The 19,055-nt window shown below is 50.8% G+C and carries 19 protein-coding genes; 11 read left to right on the forward strand and 8 right to left on the reverse strand.

Annotated elements, in window-relative coordinates; translation table 11 throughout:
* Positions 1-12: 12 nt before the first annotated feature.
* Positions 13-2,277: a TonB-dependent receptor gene (locus AB6B37_RS10280; RefSeq protein WP_371395692.1), complete on the reverse strand. Its 2,265-nt coding sequence runs from the start codon at positions 2,275-2,277 to the stop codon at positions 13-15.
* Between the two features lie 238 nt (positions 2,278-2,515).
* Positions 2,516-3,775 (reverse strand): 5-aminolevulinate synthase, encoded by a 1,260-nt coding sequence (gene hemA, locus AB6B37_RS10285; RefSeq protein ID WP_371395693.1) that lies wholly within the window; start codon positions 3,773-3,775, stop codon positions 2,516-2,518.
* A 125-nt stretch (positions 3,776-3,900) separates the two neighbouring features.
* Between hemA and AB6B37_RS10290 the strand changes: the two genes are divergently transcribed.
* The 10 genes from AB6B37_RS10290 (at position 3,901) to ccoS (ending at position 14,366) form a co-directional block, all read left to right on the forward strand.
* Positions 3,901-4,836, forward strand: coding sequence for a hypothetical protein (locus AB6B37_RS10290; protein ID WP_371395694.1), 936 nt, complete (start codon positions 3,901-3,903; stop codon positions 4,834-4,836).
* A gap of 84 nt (positions 4,837-4,920) precedes the next feature.
* Positions 4,921-6,291 carry an oxygen-independent coproporphyrinogen III oxidase gene (gene hemN / locus AB6B37_RS10295; RefSeq protein WP_371395695.1) on the forward strand — a complete coding sequence of 457 codons (1,371 nt, stop codon included), beginning with the start codon at positions 4,921-4,923 and terminating at the stop codon, positions 6,289-6,291.
* Positions 6,292-6,427: 136 nt separating this feature from the next.
* On the forward strand, positions 6,428-8,125 hold the full coding sequence (ccoN, locus tag AB6B37_RS10300) for a cytochrome-c oxidase, cbb3-type subunit I (protein WP_371395696.1): 1,698 nt from the start codon (positions 6,428-6,430) through the stop codon (positions 8,123-8,125).
* Between the two features lie 2 nt (positions 8,126-8,127).
* Complete coding sequence (gene ccoO / locus AB6B37_RS10305; RefSeq protein WP_371395697.1) at positions 8,128-8,865, forward strand: cytochrome-c oxidase, cbb3-type subunit II; 738 nt, start codon at positions 8,128-8,130, stop codon at positions 8,863-8,865.
* Positions 8,862-9,026 (forward strand): cbb3-type cytochrome oxidase subunit 3, encoded by a 165-nt coding sequence (locus AB6B37_RS10310; RefSeq protein WP_371395698.1) that lies wholly within the window; start codon positions 8,862-8,864, stop codon positions 9,024-9,026. Before ccoO ends, AB6B37_RS10310 begins: the two co-directional genes overlap by 4 nt.
* 7 nt (positions 9,027-9,033) lie before the next feature.
* Complete coding sequence (ccoP, locus tag AB6B37_RS10315) at positions 9,034-9,945, forward strand: cytochrome-c oxidase, cbb3-type subunit III (RefSeq protein ID WP_371395699.1); 912 nt, start codon at positions 9,034-9,036, stop codon at positions 9,943-9,945.
* A 10-nt stretch (positions 9,946-9,955) separates the two neighbouring features.
* On the forward strand, positions 9,956-11,452 hold the full coding sequence (gene ccoG / locus AB6B37_RS10320) for a cytochrome c oxidase accessory protein CcoG (RefSeq protein WP_371395700.1): 1,497 nt from the start codon (positions 9,956-9,958) through the stop codon (positions 11,450-11,452).
* On the forward strand, positions 11,453-11,944 hold the full coding sequence (locus AB6B37_RS10325; RefSeq protein ID WP_371395701.1) for a FixH family protein: 492 nt from the start codon (positions 11,453-11,455) through the stop codon (positions 11,942-11,944).
* Positions 11,944-14,199, forward strand: coding sequence for a heavy metal translocating P-type ATPase (locus tag AB6B37_RS10330; RefSeq protein ID WP_371395702.1), 2,256 nt, complete (start codon positions 11,944-11,946; stop codon positions 14,197-14,199). Before AB6B37_RS10325 ends, AB6B37_RS10330 begins: the two co-directional genes overlap by 1 nt.
* A complete protein-coding gene (gene ccoS / locus AB6B37_RS10335; RefSeq protein WP_371395703.1) occupies positions 14,196-14,366 on the forward strand; it encodes a cbb3-type cytochrome oxidase assembly protein CcoS in 171 nt (56 codons plus the stop codon). The genes AB6B37_RS10330 and ccoS overlap by 4 nt, the downstream gene beginning before the upstream one ends.
* A gap of 12 nt (positions 14,367-14,378) precedes the next feature.
* Here ccoS and AB6B37_RS10340 read toward each other — a convergent pair whose 3' ends face one another.
* The 6 genes from AB6B37_RS10340 to AB6B37_RS10365 all read right to left on the reverse strand — a co-directional run bounded on the left by AB6B37_RS10340 (position 14,379) and on the right by AB6B37_RS10365 (position 18,420).
* Positions 14,379-14,648, reverse strand: coding sequence for a hypothetical protein (locus AB6B37_RS10340; RefSeq protein ID WP_371395704.1), 270 nt, complete (start codon positions 14,646-14,648; stop codon positions 14,379-14,381).
* A 91-nt stretch (positions 14,649-14,739) separates the two neighbouring features.
* Positions 14,740-15,390 carry a helix-turn-helix domain-containing protein gene (locus AB6B37_RS10345; RefSeq protein ID WP_371395705.1) on the reverse strand — a complete coding sequence of 217 codons (651 nt, stop codon included), beginning with the start codon at positions 15,388-15,390 and terminating at the stop codon, positions 14,740-14,742.
* A 110-nt stretch (positions 15,391-15,500) separates the two neighbouring features.
* Complete coding sequence (locus AB6B37_RS10350) at positions 15,501-15,872, reverse strand: hypothetical protein (protein ID WP_371395706.1); 372 nt, start codon at positions 15,870-15,872, stop codon at positions 15,501-15,503.
* An 88-nt stretch (positions 15,873-15,960) separates the two neighbouring features.
* Positions 15,961-16,569: a response regulator transcription factor gene (locus AB6B37_RS10355; protein ID WP_371395707.1), complete on the reverse strand. Its 609-nt coding sequence runs from the start codon at positions 16,567-16,569 to the stop codon at positions 15,961-15,963.
* Positions 16,570-16,581: 12 nt separating this feature from the next.
* The gene (locus AB6B37_RS10360; RefSeq protein ID WP_371395708.1) at positions 16,582-17,694 is read right to left on the reverse strand and encodes a nitrogen regulation protein NR(II); all 1,113 of its coding nucleotides are present in this window, start codon (positions 17,692-17,694) and stop codon (positions 16,582-16,584) included.
* Between the two features lie 51 nt (positions 17,695-17,745).
* Positions 17,746-18,420 (reverse strand): hypothetical protein, encoded by a 675-nt coding sequence (locus AB6B37_RS10365; protein ID WP_371395709.1) that lies wholly within the window; start codon positions 18,418-18,420, stop codon positions 17,746-17,748.
* Between the two features lie 176 nt (positions 18,421-18,596).
* Between AB6B37_RS10365 and AB6B37_RS10370 the strand changes: the two genes are divergently transcribed.
* Positions 18,597-19,049 (forward strand): (2Fe-2S)-binding protein, encoded by a 453-nt coding sequence (locus AB6B37_RS10370; RefSeq protein WP_371395710.1) that lies wholly within the window; start codon positions 18,597-18,599, stop codon positions 19,047-19,049.
* Positions 19,050-19,055: the final 6 nt, after the last annotated feature.

Consider the following 19,055-nt stretch of genomic DNA (forward strand, 5'->3'; position numbering starts at 1 on the left):
CCCTAGGTCCAATTAGTATTTAAATCCGAGCGTGGCCGTGAACGTTCGCGGCGCGCGGTAAAAGGCGGAATAGACCCCGTCGACACCCAACTGGCTTGGCGTGACAAAGTTATAGCCTGCAATACGGGGACGCTGATCGGTTAGATTACGACCAAAGACGCCGAAGTCCCAATGCCCGCTTTCGCTGGTGTATTTCACACCCAAATCAAGGACCGTGTAGGCATCGGGGTCTAGCGCTGGGCCGCCTTGGGGGAAGACAGCGCTGACGCCTGCGCCAAAGCCCGGGCTGGCGACATTAAATAGCTCATAATCATCACGGTAAGAGGCAGAACCCGTCACAAGAATGTCACCGCCTGCGTCCAGTCCGTGCGTATAGCCAAAGCCCAAACGGCCCGTCCATTCGGGCGTATTTTGCGTGACAAATTGATCGGCAATATTCACGCCACCCGATAGGATTTCGTCGATTTCAGCATCGATATAACCCCCGACGGCATTAATCGTGAGGGCGTCAGTCACGCGCCATGCGCCTTCGACCTCAAGGCCTTTATAAGTCGATTTACCCGCATTAAAGACAGACGACACGAAGGTATCGTTAGTGCCGTCATTATCTGAATCCGCGCCTTGTTGCACGGTGATTTGCTGGTCTTTATAATCGGCAAGGAACGCGGCAACGCTATAAGTTAGGCGGTTATCAGCGAGGCTACCCTTCATACCAATCTCGTAACTATCAACCGTTTCAGGGCCGAAGCCTTCGCGGGACAATCCGAGCGGGTCTAAGTCGGCCCGGGCGCGAGGATCAAAACCGCCCGCCTTAAACCCTTGAGAGAATGAGCCGTAAACATTCGTTTCATCCGAAAGTGCGTAATTAATGGCAATGCGCGGGGTGAACTCGCTGTCTTTGCGCTCTAACCCTTGATAACCCGTCTGGGTGGTAAAGAAGACAGATGATGAATTAGACGGGCTAAACGAGCCTGTGCCAATCCCAAACCAAAGCTCTCGCGTGACATCAGCGACTGTTTTGTCCTCTGTGTAACGCGCCCCGAGTGACACGCTGAGTGCCTCTGTGACGTCATAAGTAAAGTCAGCATAGGCAGAGAGGTTTTCTTTCGTTTGGTCACCCGCTTGGTAAATCGAAAGGCCAAGTCCGCCCAAAATAACATCAAAATCACCACTGGCAGAGCCGTCCAGGTAGTATAGCCCCGCCACACCATTTAGGCGGTCAGAGCTATATAAAAGCTGAAACTCTTGGCTGAACTGATCATCAGCATAGCGTGCCGGCACGTCAAAATCAGGCTGCGGAAGCGCGTCAAAATCAATCGGCGTGGTCGTGTCGCTTTCGCGGTAGGCCGTGATAGATTTCAAGGTAATGGCGTCGGATGCGGTCCATGTTGCAATGGCGGATACGCCTTTGGTTTTCACTTCATTCGTGTCACCTGCCCCGCCGCGCGTGTCATATTCTGATTCTGTGACTTGGAAGGTTCCGTCCGCACTTGGGAGTAAACGATGACCATGCTTAGCATTGGAATCATCGTCCGTCATATCAGCGGCAATGCGCAGATTAAAGCTATCTGACGGCGTCCATTCGGCGCTGATGCGGCCCGCGAAAATCGCCTTATCGTAATGCTCTGCGCCTGTGTTCAGGTTCTCGCCAAACCCGTCGCGGCTGTAATTCGCGATACCAACACCCAATGCAAATGTGTCTGTTACTGGGACAGAACCAGAAATTATCTGATCAAATTGACCGTAGCTGCCGACATTCACGCGGCCTTTCATGGTGACATTTTCAGTATCAAGGCTTTTGGTGACATATTTAATCGCGCCGCCGATCGTGTTGCGACCGTAAAGTGTGCCCTGCGGACCGCGCAGCACTTCGATACGCTCTACATCAAAAATATCCAGCACAGCGCCTTGTGGGCGGGCAATGTAAACATCATCAACATAGATACCAACACCCGGCTCGAAGCCCCAAAGCGGGTCTTGCTGACCAACGCCGCGGATGAAAGCAATCAGTGTAGAGCTTGACCCGCGCGCCACTTCGATGGTTGCATTGGGTGTAACTTTTTGAATATCGGTAATATCAATCGCACCGATGTCTTCTAAAAAGTCACCACTGACAGCAGTTACAGAAATGGGCACATCTTGGATATTTTGCACGCGACGTTGCGCTGTGACGACAATCTCATCATTGACGGATTGGGCCATAGCTGGCGTCAAGCCAGAGGCAAGTGCCATCGCAAATACAGAAGCAGAGACGGAAAGAAGGCGGCGGTTTGACATAGTATTTCCCCGGTAACGACGCTTTATTCAACAAGCGTTCAATTTCAACAGTTGTTGAGTAACACGAATAAATCCAATGTCAATCATGGTTTCATGACGCCAATACAGAAGGCTCTGGTCCGTGATAAAAATATCACGCTACTCAAAACAAAAAAGAGCAGGCCCTCAAAATAGAGGCACCTGCCAAGACCTGCTTATCGCAGGAAACCAGATTGTATATAATCTGACTTGGAGGAAACTATGCGACTTTACCCGCTGCCCATTTTTGCTGTGGCAATGAAAACTCGGTGCGCAAATCATGAAGTGCGTTCATAAGGCTATCCATCATAGCGTCCGTATGATCCGGGCTTGGTGTAAACCGCAGACGTTCTGTGCCGCGCGGAACCGTGGGGTAATTAATTGGTTGAGCGTAAATGCCGTAATCATTGATTAACCGGTCTGATATTGCTTGGCATTTAACGGGATCGCACACCATTAGCGGTACGATATGGGTGTCGCCATCGATAAAATCATACCCTTCCGACCGAAACCGCGCTTTGAGCGCATTCGCGCGCTCTTGATGTTTTTTGCGTTTTTCTGGTGTGATTTTCAAAACCCGCACAGACCGCAACGCCCCCGCCGCCGTGCTAGGCGGGATAGATGTTGTGAAGATAAATCCCGATGCGAGCGAGCGCACGGCATCAATAATTGCCGTTTCCGCAGCAATGTAACCGCCAATCATGCCGTAAGCTTTGGCGAGTGTGCCTTGGATAATATCGATGCGGTCCATCAGTCCCCGTGCCTCTGCAATGCCGCCGCCGCGCGGCCCGTACATGCCCACAGCATGCACTTCGTCCAGATAGGTCAGCGCATTATATTTATCAGCCAAATCACAAATCTCTTTGATGGGCGCGATATCGGCGTCCATGGAATAAACACTTTCAAAGGCAATAAGCTTGGGCGCGTCGGGGGCGGCCGCTTTTAATTTCGCTTCTAAATCCGCCAGGTCATTATGACGGAAGATACGTTTTTCACAGACGCCAATTTTTTGCGCGCGCTGTATGCCCGAAATCATCGAAGCATGGTTCATCTCGTCAGAAAATATAATTAGCCCCGGCAGAATTTTGCTCATGACACCCAAGGTCGCTTCATTGGCAACATAGCCAGACGTCATCACAAGAGCGGATGTCTTGCCGTGCAAATCGGCGAGTTCATGCTCTAGCTGTACGTGATAGCGTGTAGTGCCGGAAATATTCCGTGTCCCGCCAGACCCCGTACCCGCGGCGTCTACGGCGGATTTTACGGCCTCGACGACACAGGCATTTTGACCCATGCCGAGATAATCATTGGAACACCAGACGGTAATATCTGACTGAGAGCCGTCGTCTTTAAACCATGTCGCCGTCGGGAAAGACCCTTTAGAGCGGCGAATATCGCGAAAAATACGGTAGCGCCCCTCCGACTGCACCGTATCAATCGCGGCGTTAAATTTGGCTTGATAGAACGATTTCACAGACATGCCCTCCAGTTACCGTTCCCTCTTGCCGCCAATATGTATAGTTAACTTTGTCCCTGGTCAAAAATCCCAAGAATGAGTTTGAAATAATAATTTTCAGGAAATGAGATGACATTGAAGAGGGTAAAATGAGCATTATAACGGATTGGACAGAACAAGACCGCAAGGATTACGGCAAGGTTATTCAAGCCAAAACGCACCGCCTTGCCGATAGCGGGCTGTTTACGGATGAAGCTTTGGCAGCCCTTTTAGACCGTCACCCCACGGATAAAATTGATGTCTGCACCATGACAGACGACCCACTATTTCCCGCAAAACACTGCACGGTAGATTTTCGCGGATTTAGCGGCGCGGAATTAATTGAAGCCGCCAAAGCGGGCCGCGTTTGGATTAATGTGCGCGAAGCCATGAGCTATGACGCTGCCTATATCCCGCTGATGGAGGACACCTATGCAGACTTAGAACGCTGCACGGGGCGTGACCGCCTGCGCCGTAATTGCCGCGGCGGCATTTTAATTAGCTCTCCAACGGCCAAAGTGCCTTATCACTGCGATCCGACCATGACGTTACTGTGGCATATACGCGGGAAAAAGCGTGTCTTTGTCTATCCGCCGACGGAAGAATTTCTGCCCGACACAGCCTATGAAGCCGTGGTGCTGGGCGAAAAAGACCAAGACATTCCCTATAGCCCCGCCTTTGAAGACGCGGCGATGGTCTATGACTTGCCAGAAAACACCCTTGTGGCCTGGCCGCATACATCACCGCACCGTGTGGAAAACCAAAGCTTTTGTATCTCTATGGTCATGGAGTTTACATCCAAGACCAGCGCCTATCGCAATTCGGTCATGTACACCAATGGGCTGCTACGGCGTCATTTTGGCATGAATCCAAGCTGGCACCGATCTGGCCCGATTGAGCGCGGTATAAAATCAGTGACAGGTCATGTGCTGCGCAAGCTAGGTGCACATAAGGTTCATGTCCGCGAAGACTATGTGCATTACGCATTGGACAAAGCCGCGCCAAACTTCCTGCGGCCCATCAACAAAACGCTAAGAAATTTCTAGAGGAAAATTTCTAAAGGCTTTGCTCCGTAAAATTGACGCGGGGCAAAATAGGGCATCGGCGACCCCCTAGATAGGGTCTGACCTATGGAGGATGCCGTGCCGCATTATACGCCGACGCAGATTAAACATTATGCCAAACCTGTGCCGCGCTACACGAGCTATCCGACCGCGCCGCATTTTAATGAGGCTGTGCAAGATAAAACGGTGCGCAAATGGATGGCCACCATCCCCGCGGATGAGGCGATTTCGCTTTATATACATATTCCGTTTTGTGACAGGTTGTGTTGGTTTTGTGGATGTCACACGAAACATACGCTAAAATATGAGCCCGTGCGGCGTTATCTGCAAACCGTCTATAATGAAATCAGGCTTGTGGGTTCACGCATTGGACGGCAGCAGACGGTGGCGCATCTGCATTTGGGCGGCGGCTCGCCCAGCCTGTTAAAGCCAGAGGACCTTGCAGACCTTAAACGGGTACTGCTTGAGAACTTTCATATCAATCCATCCACGGAAATCAGTCTGGAATTTGATCCAACAGATTTAGACAAACACGCCTTACGTGCCTTTGCGGGTTTTGGCGTCACCCGCGCGAGCCTAGGCGTGCAAGATTTTGACCCGCTGGTACAAGCCACAATCAACCGCCCGCAAAGTTTTGAGCAAACCAAATTCGTCGTAGACACATTGCGCGAACAAGGGGTGATCTCTCTGAATATCGACGCGCTATACGGCCTGCCCCATCAAACGCTGACAACCTTAGAAGATACGTTACATAGTGTTATATCGCTATCACCTGACCGTATTGCGCTGTTTGGTTATGCCCATGTGCCGTGGGTGAAACCGCACCAGAAGATGATACCAGAAAACAGCCTGCCCGATAATATGGCCCGGTTTAAACAAGCCCGCTTTGCAGAAACGGTGTTAAAAGACGCAGGCTACGTCGCCATTGGGTTTGATCACTTTGCAAAACCAACAGATAGCCTCGCCCAGGGATATAAGGCGGGCACTGTACGCCGAAATTTCCAAGGCTATACGACTGACGCCTGCCCCACCCTCATTGGCCTGGGTGTGTCATCGATCAGTCAATTTGCTCAGGGCTACGCCCAAAACGTCAAAGACACCCATAGTTATAGACGGGCGATAGAGGCGGGTGACTTACCAACACAGCGCGGCATAGCGGTTGGTCCCCATGACGCCATGGTCGCCAGCGCGATCAATGAGCTAATGTGTTATTTCACCCTGTCCAAAGCCCCCCTACGTGCCGCTTATGGTGATGCGGCGGATATGATTATTTCTCGCGCGCAGCGAATCGCACATGAGGATGAAAACGGCTATTTCAAAGAAACCGCCTCCGGCTTTGCCCTGACAGACAGTGGAAGGCCCTTTGTGCGCACATATGCAGCGCTGTTTGATGATTACATCGCAGAGACGTCTGGGAAATATTCGGTCGCAGTCTAGCCCAATCGCCCATTTTTGACCGCCGTCAATTTTTTGCATCGCCGCATAGCTACTGTCCGAATAAGAGTTTCCATCGCGTGATGTGATGGTGCCCCAAAGCAAATATAATCTGGGCAATTAAAGGGTTGATGATCACATGACAGCGAAAACACTCTCCGCACGGTTTAAAACCGACGAATCGTTAATGCCCATAGCGGTCATTTTATTTTTGGGCCTCATCTGGTCTGTTATGGCAACGCGCCCAACAGATGTTCCAGGCCTTTTATATCCAACGCTGGAAATGCACGGCTATATGATGATGGTGGCTTTTGTCGGCGGCCTTATCGCGATAGCGTTCAAAATCACAGGGGGGCTGCCAAAATTTGACCAAGGTGAATATGAAGACGGCGTCATTAAAGCGGGCGTTATCGCAACGACGTTTTGGGGTATTGCGGGCATGTTGGTCGGCGTTATTATCGCCTGTCAGCTCACTTGGCCCAATATTTTCTATTTTGAAAATGCACCGTGGACGAATTTTGGGCGTTTGCGTCCGCTTCATACCTCTGCCGTTATCTTTGCCTTTGGTGGTAATGCTCTATTGGCCACATCGTTTTATGTTGTGCAGCGCACATGTCGGACACGCCTTGCGGGCGGTATGTGGGCGTGGTTTGTCTTTTGGGGCTATCAGCTGTTTATCGTACTAGCCGCGACAGGCTATCTGGCTGGTATCACGCAATCCCGTGAATATGCCGAACCTGAATGGTATGTCGATATTTGGTTGACTGTGGTTTGGGTGGCTTATCTGCTTGTATTCCTTTGCACACTCGCCAAGCGTAAAGAACCGCACATCTATGTCGCCAACTGGTTCTACTTGGCCTTTATTATTACCGTCGCTATCTTGCATCTGGTCAATAATCTGGCTTTACCTGTCAGCTTTGTTGGCGCGAAAAGCTATTCTTTATTCTCGGGTGTTCAAGACGCGATGACGCAGTGGTGGTACGGCCATAATGCCGTGGGTTTCTTCCTAACCGCGGGCTTTCTCGCCATCATGTATTACTTCATTCCGAAACGCGCAGGGCGTCCAGTCTGGAGCTATAAGCTATCCATCGTTCACTTCTGGGCTGTTATCTTTATCTATATCTGGGCGGGCCCGCACCACTTGCACTACACGGCTTTGCCGCAGTGGACACAGACACTCGGCATGGTGTTCTCTATCATGCTTTGGATGCCCAGCTGGGGCGGCATGATCAACGGCCTGATGACCTTATCAGGTGCGTGGGATAAGCTTCGCACAGACCCTGTTCTTCGTATGCTGGTTGTCTCTGTTGCCTTTTACGGCATGGCGACCTTTGAGGGCCCGTTGATGTCTATCCGCTACGTGAATGCGTTGTCGCATTACACGGATTGGACCATTGGTCACGTGCACTCTGGTGCGCTGGGTTGGAACGGTTTCATCACCTTTGGTGCGCTATATTGCCTGACACCTTGGTTGTGGAAAAAGCAAGACCTCTATTCTAACCGCTTGGTTGAATGGCACTTCTGGCTCGCGACGATTGGCATCCTGTTTTACATCACATCTATGTGGGTGTCCGGTATCATGGAAGGCCTGATGTGGCGCGCCTATACTGACCTTGGGTTCTTGGAATATGCCTTTATCGAGACTGTCTCTGCCAAGCATATTTCCTACATCATTCGCGCGCTTGGCGGCACATTGTTCCTGCTCGGCACACTGATTATGGCCTTTAACCTGCGCATGACTGTGCTGGGTCGGGGTGATGCCAAAGCGATTGAAGGGCAAGCCCCAGCGGCCAATAAGCCTAACACTTTCACCCCTGACCTTGTCCCAGGAGAGTAATCATGTTTCTTAAACTTCACCAATATCTGGAAAAGAAATCCTTTGGACTTCTACTCGGTATTATCGGCGTTGTCTCTGTTGGGGGTCTGATTGAAATTGCGCCATTGTTCTTCATCGATAGCACAATTGAAAAAGTCGAAGGCATGCGCCCCTACGCCCCGTTAGAGCTTGCGGGTCGGAACATCTATATCCGCGAAGGGTGCTATGTTTGTCATTCGCAAATGATCCGTCCGCTGCGCGATGAAGTCGAACGTTACGGCCACTATTCCTTGGCAGCAGAAAGCATGTATGACCGCCCTTTCCAGTGGGGGTCAAAACGCACCGGTCCTGATATGGCCCGTGTCGGCGGTAAATATTCCGATGAATGGCATAAGCTACATTTGGAAAACCCGCGCGCCGTCGTGCCAGAGTCCATCATGCCGCCCTATAAGTTTCTATCAGGCCGCGCGCTGGATTTCTCGACCATCAAAGCAGATCTAAAAGCCAATCAACGCCTGGGCGTTCCTTATACGGACGAGATGGTGGAGCTTGCCGAGTCTGATTTGAAAACGCAGCTTGATGAATTTGCCGAAGATTATGACGGCTTCCTCGCCCGTTACCCCAAGGCCGTTGTGCGTGAATTTGATGGCAATGCCAAGAAGATCACTGAAATGGACGCGCTAATTGCTTATCTTCAAATGCTCGGCACCTTAGTCGATTTTGAAGAATACCAAGCGCAGAAAGATGAGAACTTACGATGAGCTACGATATCCTTGCCCATTACATTAAAATTGGTGGCACAGTTTTCTTCACAGGCTTTTTCACCCTTGCCATTATTTATGCGCTTTGGCCGAAAAACAAATCCCGCTTTGATAATGCCGCCCAACTGCCCCTTGAAGGGGACGACCGTCCGAAAGTGTGAGTAGATTATGTCCACCGAACAAAATGACCCCAAAATTGACGCCCATTCTGGCACTGAAACAACTGGCCATGATTGGGACGGTATCGAGGAGCTAAACACACCTATGCCCCGCTGGTGGTTGTGGACCTTCTATGCCTGTATTGCTTATGCGATTGGTTATGCGATACTCATGCCGTCCATTCCGTTTTTAAACTCCCATTTCAAAGGCGTCTTAGGTCATTCAGACAGGGCCGCAGTCATTGAAGCTGTGGATCAAATGAAAACAGAGCGCGCGGTTTTTGGCGAACGCCTTGTCGGGGCTAGCCTCGCTGAAATTCAAAATGACCCAGAGTTGTTCACATTCGCCATGGCCGCAGGAAAGTCTGCCTTTGGCGATAATTGCGCGACATGTCACGGCTCTGGTGGGCAAGGCTTTAAGGGCTATCCTAACCTTAATGATGATGTGTGGTTATGGGGCGGCTCTTTTGAAGCCATTGAGCATACGCTTCACGTCGGTATTCGGGCCACCCATGAAGATACACAAATGAGCCTGATGCAGGCTTACGGCCGTGATGGGCTTCTCTCTCGGGACGAGATCAAAGACTTGACCCAATATGTCCTTAACTTATCGGGTCAAGACGCTGACCAAGCGGCTGTTTCGCGCGCATCAGAGTTATTCCAAGCCCAGTGTAGTTCATGTCACGGCACAGCGGGTAAAGGTGACCGTACACAAGGCGCACCGAACCTGACTGACAATGAATGGTTATACGGCGGCACGCCCGAGATTATCCAAGAGACCCTGATAAATGGTCGCCAAGGCGTCATGCCCAATTGGAACGAACGCCTATCTGAAGACACAATCACCGCGCTGGCTGTTTATGTCCATGCGTTGGGTGGAGGTGAAGCAACAACCGCATCCGAGACTGTCGGAGGCAATTAGGTACAAGGCCATGCCAACCCTTATTGATAATACTGAACCTCGCAAAAAAGTTGCCGAAGGGGTGGAGCAATCGCGCGCGCAAGCGACCTCCCCTTCCACACCGCAAAGCCTTTATGCCAAACACGTCAAACTTTACCCGAAGCTAGCGCACGGCACGTTTCGTAATATCAAATGGCTGGCGCTATTCGTGCTGCTGGGAATTTATTACATAACGCCGTGGATACGGTGGGACCGCGGTCCGGGACAGCCTTCACAAGCGGTGCTTGTTGATTTTGAAAATGCGCGGTTTTACTTTTTCTTTATCGAGATTTGGCCGCAAGAAGTCTATTATATCACGGGGCTTTTGATACTTGCGGCGCTAGGGTTATTCCTCGCGACGTCATTATTTGGACGCGTCTGGTGTGGTTATGCCTGCCCGCAAACGATCTGGACAGATTTGTTCATCCAAGTCGAGAAGTTCTTTGAAGGCGACCGCAACGCCCGCATGCGCCTTGATAAAGCACCGTGGACAACCAAAAAGATATTTAAAAAGACATCCAAGCACATCGTCTGGCTCTTTATTGCCATGGCCACAGGTGGGGCGTGGATCCTTTATTTCCACGACGCGCCAACCGTTGCGCGAGACTTTTTGTCAGGTCATGCGCCGATGACGTCTTACATCTTTGTCGCGATTATGACCTTTACGACCTATTGGCTGGCGGGTCATATGCGCGAGCAGGTCTGCACTTACATGTGTCCATGGCCGCGTATTCAGGCCGCCATGATCGACGAGGAAGCGCTGAACGTCACATATCGTTATGACCGGGGAGAGCCGCGCGGCGCCCATAAAAAAGGCACAACATGGGATGGCCGCGGTGATTGTATTGATTGCCGGCAATGTGTCGCCGTCTGCCCCGTTGGGATTGATATTCGCGACGGCTTGCAACTGGAATGTATTGGGTGCTCGCTTTGTATCGATGCGTGTGATGAAATTATGGTCAAGATTGACCGTCCGAAAGGCCTTATCGCCTTTGACACAGACGCCAATGTGCAACGCCGCATGAAAGGCGAGAAAAGCCGCTATAATCTCATCCGCCCGCGCACAGTTATTTATGCCGTTCTCTTCGCCGCTGTTGGGGTGTTGATGCTCTATTCCCTCATGAACCGTGTGATGCTGGATATGAATGTATTGCGTGACCGTTTGCCCAATTACGTGACGTTATCAGACGGGGCGGTGCGCAATGGTTATACAATCAAAGTGTTGAATAAATCCGCAGAAGAACGCAATCTTGTCCTGACTGTGGAGGACCTCCCCTCACCTAATATTACCGTGATGGGGGCCTTAGATAAGCAATCGACAACTTTGCGTGTACCCGCCGATGAAACACGTGATTTCAAAATTTACGTCTCTGAATCGCAATTATCGAACCTAGATCAAAAAACGGACTTTAATTTCAAGTTAGAAGATATGGATACAAGCGAGACAGCCAATGCGCGCGCCATATTCATTAGCGGAGGCCCGAAATAAATGGCCGAAATGAAAAAAGAAAAGCAATTAACAGGCAAGCATGTCTTGATGATGGTTGTCGGTTTTTTTGCGCTAATCGTGGGCGTCAATGCGGTCTTTATTGTCAAAGCCGTTGAAAGCTTTAGCGGCGAGGATGTAAAGCAATCCTACCGCCAAGGGCTTGAGTATAACAAAACCCTAGCGGCGCGTGCGGCCCAAGCAGATTTAGGATGGCGGGTTGCCGCCAATATCGTTCTAGTCGATAGCCGCAGTCACGAGCTGATTATCCAGCTTGAAGATAAAGACGCGGCGCCTTTGAATGATTTATCCTTCACAGCCAAGTTGCGCAATCCAATCGACCTGTCAAAGGATCATGAGATTAATTTTCGCGGCTATGGCCAAGGCAGATATAAAGCGCAAATAGACGGACTATCTGGTCAATGGCAATTACAAGCCACCGCCATGCGCGGTGAGAACAGCTTTCGGTTTGAGCATGACGTACGGTTACCCTAATGGGACGCCAAGACATCATAGACCGAGGCACCAATGACGCTGCGATAGGCTGTCCATCTGGCTTGCAAACCGAGCCTGTGGCCAAATCTGACCCTATGGGCAGCAAGATTGATTTATCATCTTATGTTAATCACCCAGACGCCGACACCAATGCGCTCGAATTAATTGTCCAAGGCGCGCATTGTTCTGGATGCCTTGGCAAAATTGAGCGCGGGGTGTCCGCCCTGCCCTCTGTAACGTCCGCACGCATGAACCTCTCGACGCTGCGCTTGAAAGTCAGTTGGACAGGCGAAGATTTAAGCGCGTCTGATATCGTCAGCGCATTATCCGACCTCGGTTTTGGGGCAGCGCCCTATGACATAGATGTCGCCCAAACCCAATCAGAGGGCGAGCTGAAATACCTTTTGCGTGCGATTGCTGTGGCGGGGTTCGCAGCGATGAACGTCATGATGCTATCCATTGCTGTATGGTCTGGCGGCGCGGATATGAGCCGCGCGACACATACGCTTTTTCACTGGATATCGGCCATGATTGCTCTGCCGACGGTGCTTTATGCGGGACGGCCGTTTTTTCGCTCTGCTTGGGGCGCGTTAAAGAATAAGCAAACCAATATGGATGTGCCGATATCACTAGCGCTTGTCTTGGCGTGCTCACTCAGTGTTTTTGAAACCGTTATGGGGAACCCCGATACTTATTTTGATGCGGCTGTGATGTTATTATTTCTGCTGCTGATTGGGCGGTATTTGGACGCGAAATTACGGCTGCGCACGGGCGAGGCTGCACGGCGCTTAGCGGCCCTACAAGTGACGTCGGCCACGCGCCTATTGGCAAATGGTAAGATTGAAACCGTGCCCGCCAGCGCCGTATCACCGGGCGATCATCTGCTTATCCCCGCGGGCCAACGTATCCCTGTGGATTGCCGCCTTATCAAAGGCCAAAGCGATATTGATATGCAAATCGCGACGGGCGAAACAGCCCCGCAAAGCGTGGCCATAGGTGACAGCCTGTATTCAGGCACTACCAATTTAACGTCCCCAATCACGGTAGAGGTTATCAATGCTTATTCCGATAGCTTTCTGTCTGAAATCACCTCTCTTGTGGAAGCAGGCGAGCAAAAGAAATCCAAATTCGTGCGCATCGCCGACCGCGCCGCCCGTGCCTATGTGCCTGTGGTTCATACCATTGCCGCCCTAACATTTATTGGATGGTTATGGATTGGGGGTGACCTTCGCACTGCCGCGCTAAACGCCATCGCGGTGCTGATTATCACCTGCCCCTGTGCGCTGGGCCTTGCCGTGCCGGCGGTGCAGATTGTGGCGGCAGGGCGTCTGTTTAAGCACGGCGTTTTAATCCGCTCTGGTGACGCGCTGGAACGGCTTGCGAAAACCAAATGGGTGATATTTGATAAAACGGGTACGCTGACGACAGGCAAATTTACGCTGCTTAATCGTGATGAAATCTCCCCGTCCAACCTTCGCATTGCTGCCGCTATGGCGAAAGTCTCTAGCCATCCTATGGCGCGGGCGCTGCATGATGAGGTCAGTGGTTTAGAGGCGGCAGATATTATCGAGACAGCTGGTGCCGGACTGTCCGCTATCGTGGACGAACGGCGTGTGCGCTTTGGCTCGGCTGATTTTGTCGGCGTTGAGACCAAAGGCAACAGCCATAATAACAGCGAAATTTGGATGCAGACGGATGATACCGCCCCTGTGCAGTTCCAGTTTTCAGATCAACCCCGAAAAGACGCTGTCGCAACACTAGACGCCTTACGCGCGCAAAATCTACCGCTAGAATTATTGTCTGGTGACCGCAAGCAAACCGTCGAAACAGTTGCAGACAACTTGGGATTTTCGCGGTGGTCGGGCGGCGTAAACCCGCAGCAAAAAATGAATGTTATCAACCAACGTCTGGCCGAAGGCCGCTATCCGCTGATGGTCGGTGACGGCATTAATGACGCCCCCGCCCTTTCAGCCGCCAATGCATCGGCGTCGCTTGCTACCGCCTCTGATATTTCACGTTCGACCTCTGATATCATCTTGCAAGGCGATAAGCTAATAGGCTTACCCAAAGCCATTATCATTGCGCAAAAAGCTGGACGCCGCGTGAAGGAAAATCTTGGTCTTGCGATTATCTATAATATGCTGGCCATTCCTTTGGCGATTTTCGGCTTTGTGAACCCGCTTGTTGCGGCGCTGGCCATGTCAGGGTCATCCCTAATAGTGACATTGAATGCCCTCCGGATGAGCCGGGCATGAGCGCGCTTTTGTGGCTCGTCCCGATTGCGTTGGTCATGGGAACATGTGGCTTAGCCGCGTTTTTTTGGTCCATGCGGTCAGGGCAGTTTGAAGATACGAAAGGCGATGCGTCGCGTATTTTAGATGACGGTGATGACAAGCCGATATTTAGTGAGGACGACGCTTAGTCGCTAACTATCCTAAGCGTTACCTTCGCATTCACTATCATCAGCAAGCCCGTCATCTCTTTGACAGCAGATCGCGTGGCAAGCTTTGGCATGGGGCGGCATGGGCGGTGTGTCATCGCCCTCCCCGCCAAGATCAATAAACACTTTTTGATTGGTCGCGCATAAGCTAACCCAAATCCCGTTTTCAGGCTGGGTCGCCGCCAATAACGGCACAGCGGCCGTCGCAACCATACTCAGCGAGAGCGCATAAGGCACAAGTGCGAATGAGGCGGATTTAATCATGATTGTGATATGCCTGATACAGGTGTCGCTGATTTGTCCAGCGTCAAATTTTGATGCGAGATTGCCGCGCACCCAATTATTGCGCTCCTGATTATTGTGCTCCGGCCATTTCAGAAAGCTTTGAGAACTGGCAGACACGCGCAGTGTTACGATCTGGCAGCGTTATCACACCTTGCGCCTTTAACGCGGTCAGGCGACGGCTAACCGTTTCAATGCTAAGCCCCAGATAATCCGCGATATCAAGGCGGCTCATGGGCAAGCGAATATCAAATTCTTCGCCGCTGCGTTTTTGCCGATCGGCCAGCATCAAAAGAAAGGTCGCAACTTTCTCAGAGGCTGTTTTCTTTGTCAGTGTTGTAATCAGCGTTTGCGCCGATTCCAGTTGCCCGCAGGTAATCGCAAATAGCTCTTGTTGTAGCTCCAGGCTCTGGCGAACATCAGCCATGGTCAGGCAAACGATATTGGACGTGGCAACCGTTGTCGCCGTATCGTGATAATGTTCATCCGCGCTGAGGCCAAAAAAGTCACCTTCTGTGTAAAAGCCAGAGATCTGACGTTGGCTGTCTTCTAACAGACGAAAAACCATCACAACGCCGCTGTTGACGCGGTAAAAGCCGTCGACTTTATCGCCTTGGTGATAAATCACTGTATGATTGGGATGCACCCGTCCGCGCGAACGAAAAGTTGCGCTGTAATTATCATCGGGCGTCGTTGTTGACGCTTGTCTTATAGTCTGTGGCATGGTCCCGCCTTTTATTATGCGTTGACCATAAGAAATCATGACGGAAAAAATAGTTCGCAAAACTACGTAAGTATTATTACGCACACTAACGCACGAAAGACACTAATAGCCTAGCCAGACATTTCAACGGTACGCAGCAAAGCGTCAGGCGTCACGGGCTGTACTAGAACACGGATACGCTCGCCCGGAAAACAATCATCGGGGCGCAAAATCTTATCAGACCCCGTCATGACCACAATCGAGGGACGCTTTGGCGCGAACATCAATCGGTTCAGAAGTTTATACGCCGCCGGGTCAGCTGCGTTCAAATCTAGCAAAACAATGTCATGCTCTTTGCAAACGGTATGAAAGCAAAACCCTTCAGCCTTGGTCACTAAATTTACCTTATAGTTCCGCGTTTCCAGTAAAAACTGGGTGGAATGCGACAAAGCTGTATCACCGCCAACGATAAAAATCGTTCGCGGATAGCTGATGACGTTCATGACGTAACCTAATCAATTGTTCATCCCATCCATAAACTGATGTGATGTCCACAAATTGACGGCAGTCAAAAATAACAAAGATGCAATATTATTGCGCCGCGAGCGAGAGACGGACTAAATCTGAAAGCGAGCGGATTTCTAACTTCGACAAGAGCCGCGCACGATGCGTTTCCACGGTCCGTACAGAGAGGCCAAGGTCAGAGGCAATGATTTTATTTGGCTTGCCCAATACCAGGTGATCCATCACTTCGCGCTCTCTTGGTGTTAATTTATCAAGTTTTGCACTTGCGACGGGTGCGGGGATATTGGGTGCTGTTTGCACAGCCATATTAGAAAAACCAAGCTCTATTGAGCGGAGGATTTCGGCGGCTTGGAACGGTTTTTCGATAAAATCAATGGCCCCTTTTTTGAGCGCGCGGACGGCCATCGCAATGTCGCCGTGCCCGCTCATCATGATAATTTGTAGGCGCGGTAACTCCGCTAAGGCCTCGGTCAAGACCTGTAAACCGTCGCGGCCTGGCATTCGGACATCCAGCATTATCGGTCCTGTGATGGCCGCCATGTCACTTTGTAAAAACGCCTCACCATCCACAAAACTAACCACATCATAGCCATGCACATCAAGCAGCATGGTTAGGCTATCCCGAATGGCAGGGTCATCATCAACGATATAAACGACTTTGGACATAAGCGTCATAAACTCAATAGGTTACTCGCCAGAAACTGGCAGGCTAAAGAAAAACCGCGTGCCGATGGGTGTGTTACGCTCCGCCCAAAGTCGGCCTTCATGATTGGCAATTATGGTCTGACTAATGGAAAGGCCAACCCCAAGGCCGTCGTCTTTTGTGGATGAAAACGGCTTGTAAAGTTCCTCATATTCATCATCTGACATGCCTTTACCTGTGTCCGATATACCGACAATCAACGCGTTGTTATCAGCATAATTTACCGACACGGTCAGCCTCTTTTGCGGGCTATCCGCCATCGCTTCGCAGGCATTACGGATAAGATTAACCAGCACTTGTTGGATTTGAACATCACTCACAAGGGCCTGCGGGAGGTCTTCTGCAATCTCTTTGATCAAGACGATGCCGCTGTTTTTAAAACTCGGCAGGGTCAAATCAATTGCGGTTTGCACAATATCGGTAATCGGTTTTATGTCTTTATCTGTGTCACCTGTCTCAATAAAACGGCGCAGGCGCGATAATATTCGCGCCGCCCGCTCTGCCTGTTCAGATGACTTTGTCATAATCATCGACAGCTTTTCAGTGTCTGGCGCTTTGCCGCTTTCTATGCCGACCAAACCCGCTTGGAGGTAATTCATTATCGCGCTTAAGGGTTGGTTTAGCTCATGCGCAATCGCAGAGCCCATTTGGTCCATCGCAGCCACGCGCGAGAGGTGAAAATGGCTCTGTTGGAGTTGATCGTATTTTTTCTTTTGCGCCGCCTCTTGGGACAAATCGCGGATGATTCCAACAAAGGCGCGACTGCCTTTGGACGGTAATTCACCCACAGATAAATACATGGGAAACACATCACCATTTTTACGTTGGCCCTGGACATCGCGACCAATGCCAATGATTTTGGCATCCCCTGTGGCTTGGTAATTGGCAATATAATCGTCATGGTCTTTGCGGTAGGGATCAGGCATTAACATTCGAATGTTCTGCCCCAAAACCTCGTCCCGGTCGTAGCCAAAAATCTGCTGACACGCAGGATTGTAACGTTGGATAAGACCCGCATTGTCAATCATGATGACGCCGTCCACCATTGTATCAAGGACGGCATCTAGTTCAGTTTCTGGCGTATATTCGGATAACATGGGACAAACCATCCCAAAATTCGTTCAAAAAAGCGAGTGTTATTTACCGCTTTAGAACGGTTTAACCGCGCCTAAAAACCCTGTGCCCGCAATTAAAATCCAGTAAAAATAGGCAACGCCACGACCAACCGCTATCGATTTAGCAAGGCGGGCCTCAATCGCTGGGTTTGGCCCGTCAGCCAGCACACGGAACTGCGTTTGCCATTCATGCATAACAAGGCGCAATATAACGCCGATGATGAGCGCCAAGCCAAAGGTCAGAACCTTGGCAGCATACCATTTTTCACCATCACCACCAGCCAGTGGCCCCATACCAAGAAGTGAGGTCAAACCCACAATGATCAGTGTTGGTATCAAGAGATAACGCGTCCAATCTTCTATTCTATACAGCGTGTCAGAAATAGGCTTCCCGCGATTAAAAAACGCGGCCCATGTCAAGGCAAACCAAGCGGCATAAACAATCCACATGCCAATCAGCCATCCACCACCGAGAGGCTGCACACCCCAAATATAACCCATGTGCAAACCAAGTGGCAGAAGGGATATGATGCCCGTTCGCGCCATAATATCAATGCGGTAGGCCGTATCCATATGACGCATACGTTCATCATAAGACAGCGCCGGATTGACGACTTTATAAGACGTCTGAAACACGCCCCATTCACCGCCCAACCAATAAACCATCGCCAGAATATGCAGCCAGCGTAAAATCTCGAGCGTTTCCATAATAATCCCCTTTAGTTCCACTGATACCAAAATGGAATCACAGGCCTTGCATTGCGTTGACAATTGTCAGCAGAGGTCGTCAAAATTTTGCCTTCACAAAAAGATGAATTTCGCAATCATATCGAGCTGTGCTACGTAGCTATTATAAAAGCGCTAAAGTCGTCGAGGAGAGTCCCATGAAAAAGCTAAATGTAAATGGAAAAACGGTGAACTTTGACGGGGATGAAGACACGCCCTTGCTGTGGGCTCTGCGCGAACAATTGGGATTAACCGGCACGAAATATGGCTGCGGTATTGCGGCCTGCGGCGCTTGCACCGTGCATATTGACGGGGCGGCTGTGCGCTCTTGCGTCTACCCGGTCGGCGTCGTTGAAGACGGCGAGGTCATCACGACAATCGAAGGCTTGTCAAAAGAGGGCGATCACCCTGTGCAACAGGCTTGGGCAGAACTCGACATTCCGCAATGCGGATATTGCCAACCTGGCATGATGATGGCGGTCTCGGCGCTTTTGGCTGAAAACCCAGAGGCGACTGATGAGGACATTGACGCGCAGATTACCAATATCTGTCGCTGCGGCACATTTGCCCGTGTGCGCAAGGGCATCCACCTTGCCAAGACGAAATTGTAGGAGCGC

This window comes from Fretibacter rubidus, assembly GCF_041429785.1.
Lineage (GTDB): Bacteria > Pseudomonadota > Alphaproteobacteria > Caulobacterales > Maricaulaceae > Fretibacter > Fretibacter rubidus.

Bases quoted from the DNA above. Each gene is read 5' to 3' on its own strand.
- AB6B37_RS10290 (WP_371395694.1), top strand. From the start codon at position 3,901: ATGAGCATTATAACGGATTGGACAGAACAAGACCGCAAGGATTACGGC.
- hemA (WP_371395693.1), bottom strand. From the start codon at position 3,775: ATGTCTGTGAAATCGTTCTATCAAGCCAAATTTAACGCCGCGATTGAT.
- ccoO (WP_371395697.1), top strand. From the start codon at position 8,128: ATGTTTCTTAAACTTCACCAATATCTGGAAAAGAAATCCTTTGGACTT.
- AB6B37_RS10360 (WP_371395708.1), bottom strand. From the start codon at position 17,694: ATGTTATCCGAATATACGCCAGAAACTGAACTAGATGCCGTCCTTGAT.
- AB6B37_RS10350 (WP_371395706.1), bottom strand. From the start codon at position 15,872: ATGAACGTCATCAGCTATCCGCGAACGATTTTTATCGTTGGCGGTGAT.
- ccoP (WP_371395699.1), top strand. From the start codon at position 9,034: ATGTCCACCGAACAAAATGACCCCAAAATTGACGCCCATTCTGGCACT.
- AB6B37_RS10355 (WP_371395707.1), bottom strand. From the start codon at position 16,569: ATGACGCTTATGTCCAAAGTCGTTTATATCGTTGATGATGACCCTGCC.
- ccoG (WP_371395700.1), top strand. From the start codon at position 9,956: ATGCCAACCCTTATTGATAATACTGAACCTCGCAAAAAAGTTGCCGAA.
- hemN (WP_371395695.1), top strand. From the start codon at position 4,921: ATGGAGGATGCCGTGCCGCATTATACGCCGACGCAGATTAAACATTAT.
- AB6B37_RS10280 (WP_371395692.1), bottom strand. From the start codon at position 2,277: ATGTCAAACCGCCGCCTTCTTTCCGTCTCTGCTTCTGTATTTGCGATG.
- ccoN (WP_371395696.1), top strand. From the start codon at position 6,428: ATGACAGCGAAAACACTCTCCGCACGGTTTAAAACCGACGAATCGTTA.
- ccoS (WP_371395703.1), top strand. From the start codon at position 14,196: ATGAGCGCGCTTTTGTGGCTCGTCCCGATTGCGTTGGTCATGGGAACA.
- AB6B37_RS10330 (WP_371395702.1), top strand. From the start codon at position 11,944: ATGGGACGCCAAGACATCATAGACCGAGGCACCAATGACGCTGCGATA.
- AB6B37_RS10310 (WP_371395698.1), top strand. From the start codon at position 8,862: ATGAGCTACGATATCCTTGCCCATTACATTAAAATTGGTGGCACAGTT.
- AB6B37_RS10370 (WP_371395710.1), top strand. From the start codon at position 18,597: ATGAAAAAGCTAAATGTAAATGGAAAAACGGTGAACTTTGACGGGGAT.
- AB6B37_RS10340 (WP_371395704.1), bottom strand. From the start codon at position 14,648: ATGATTAAATCCGCCTCATTCGCACTTGTGCCTTATGCGCTCTCGCTG.
- AB6B37_RS10345 (WP_371395705.1), bottom strand. From the start codon at position 15,390: ATGCCACAGACTATAAGACAAGCGTCAACAACGACGCCCGATGATAAT.
- AB6B37_RS10365 (WP_371395709.1), bottom strand. From the start codon at position 18,420: ATGGAAACGCTCGAGATTTTACGCTGGCTGCATATTCTGGCGATGGTT.
- AB6B37_RS10325 (WP_371395701.1), top strand. From the start codon at position 11,453: ATGGCCGAAATGAAAAAAGAAAAGCAATTAACAGGCAAGCATGTCTTG.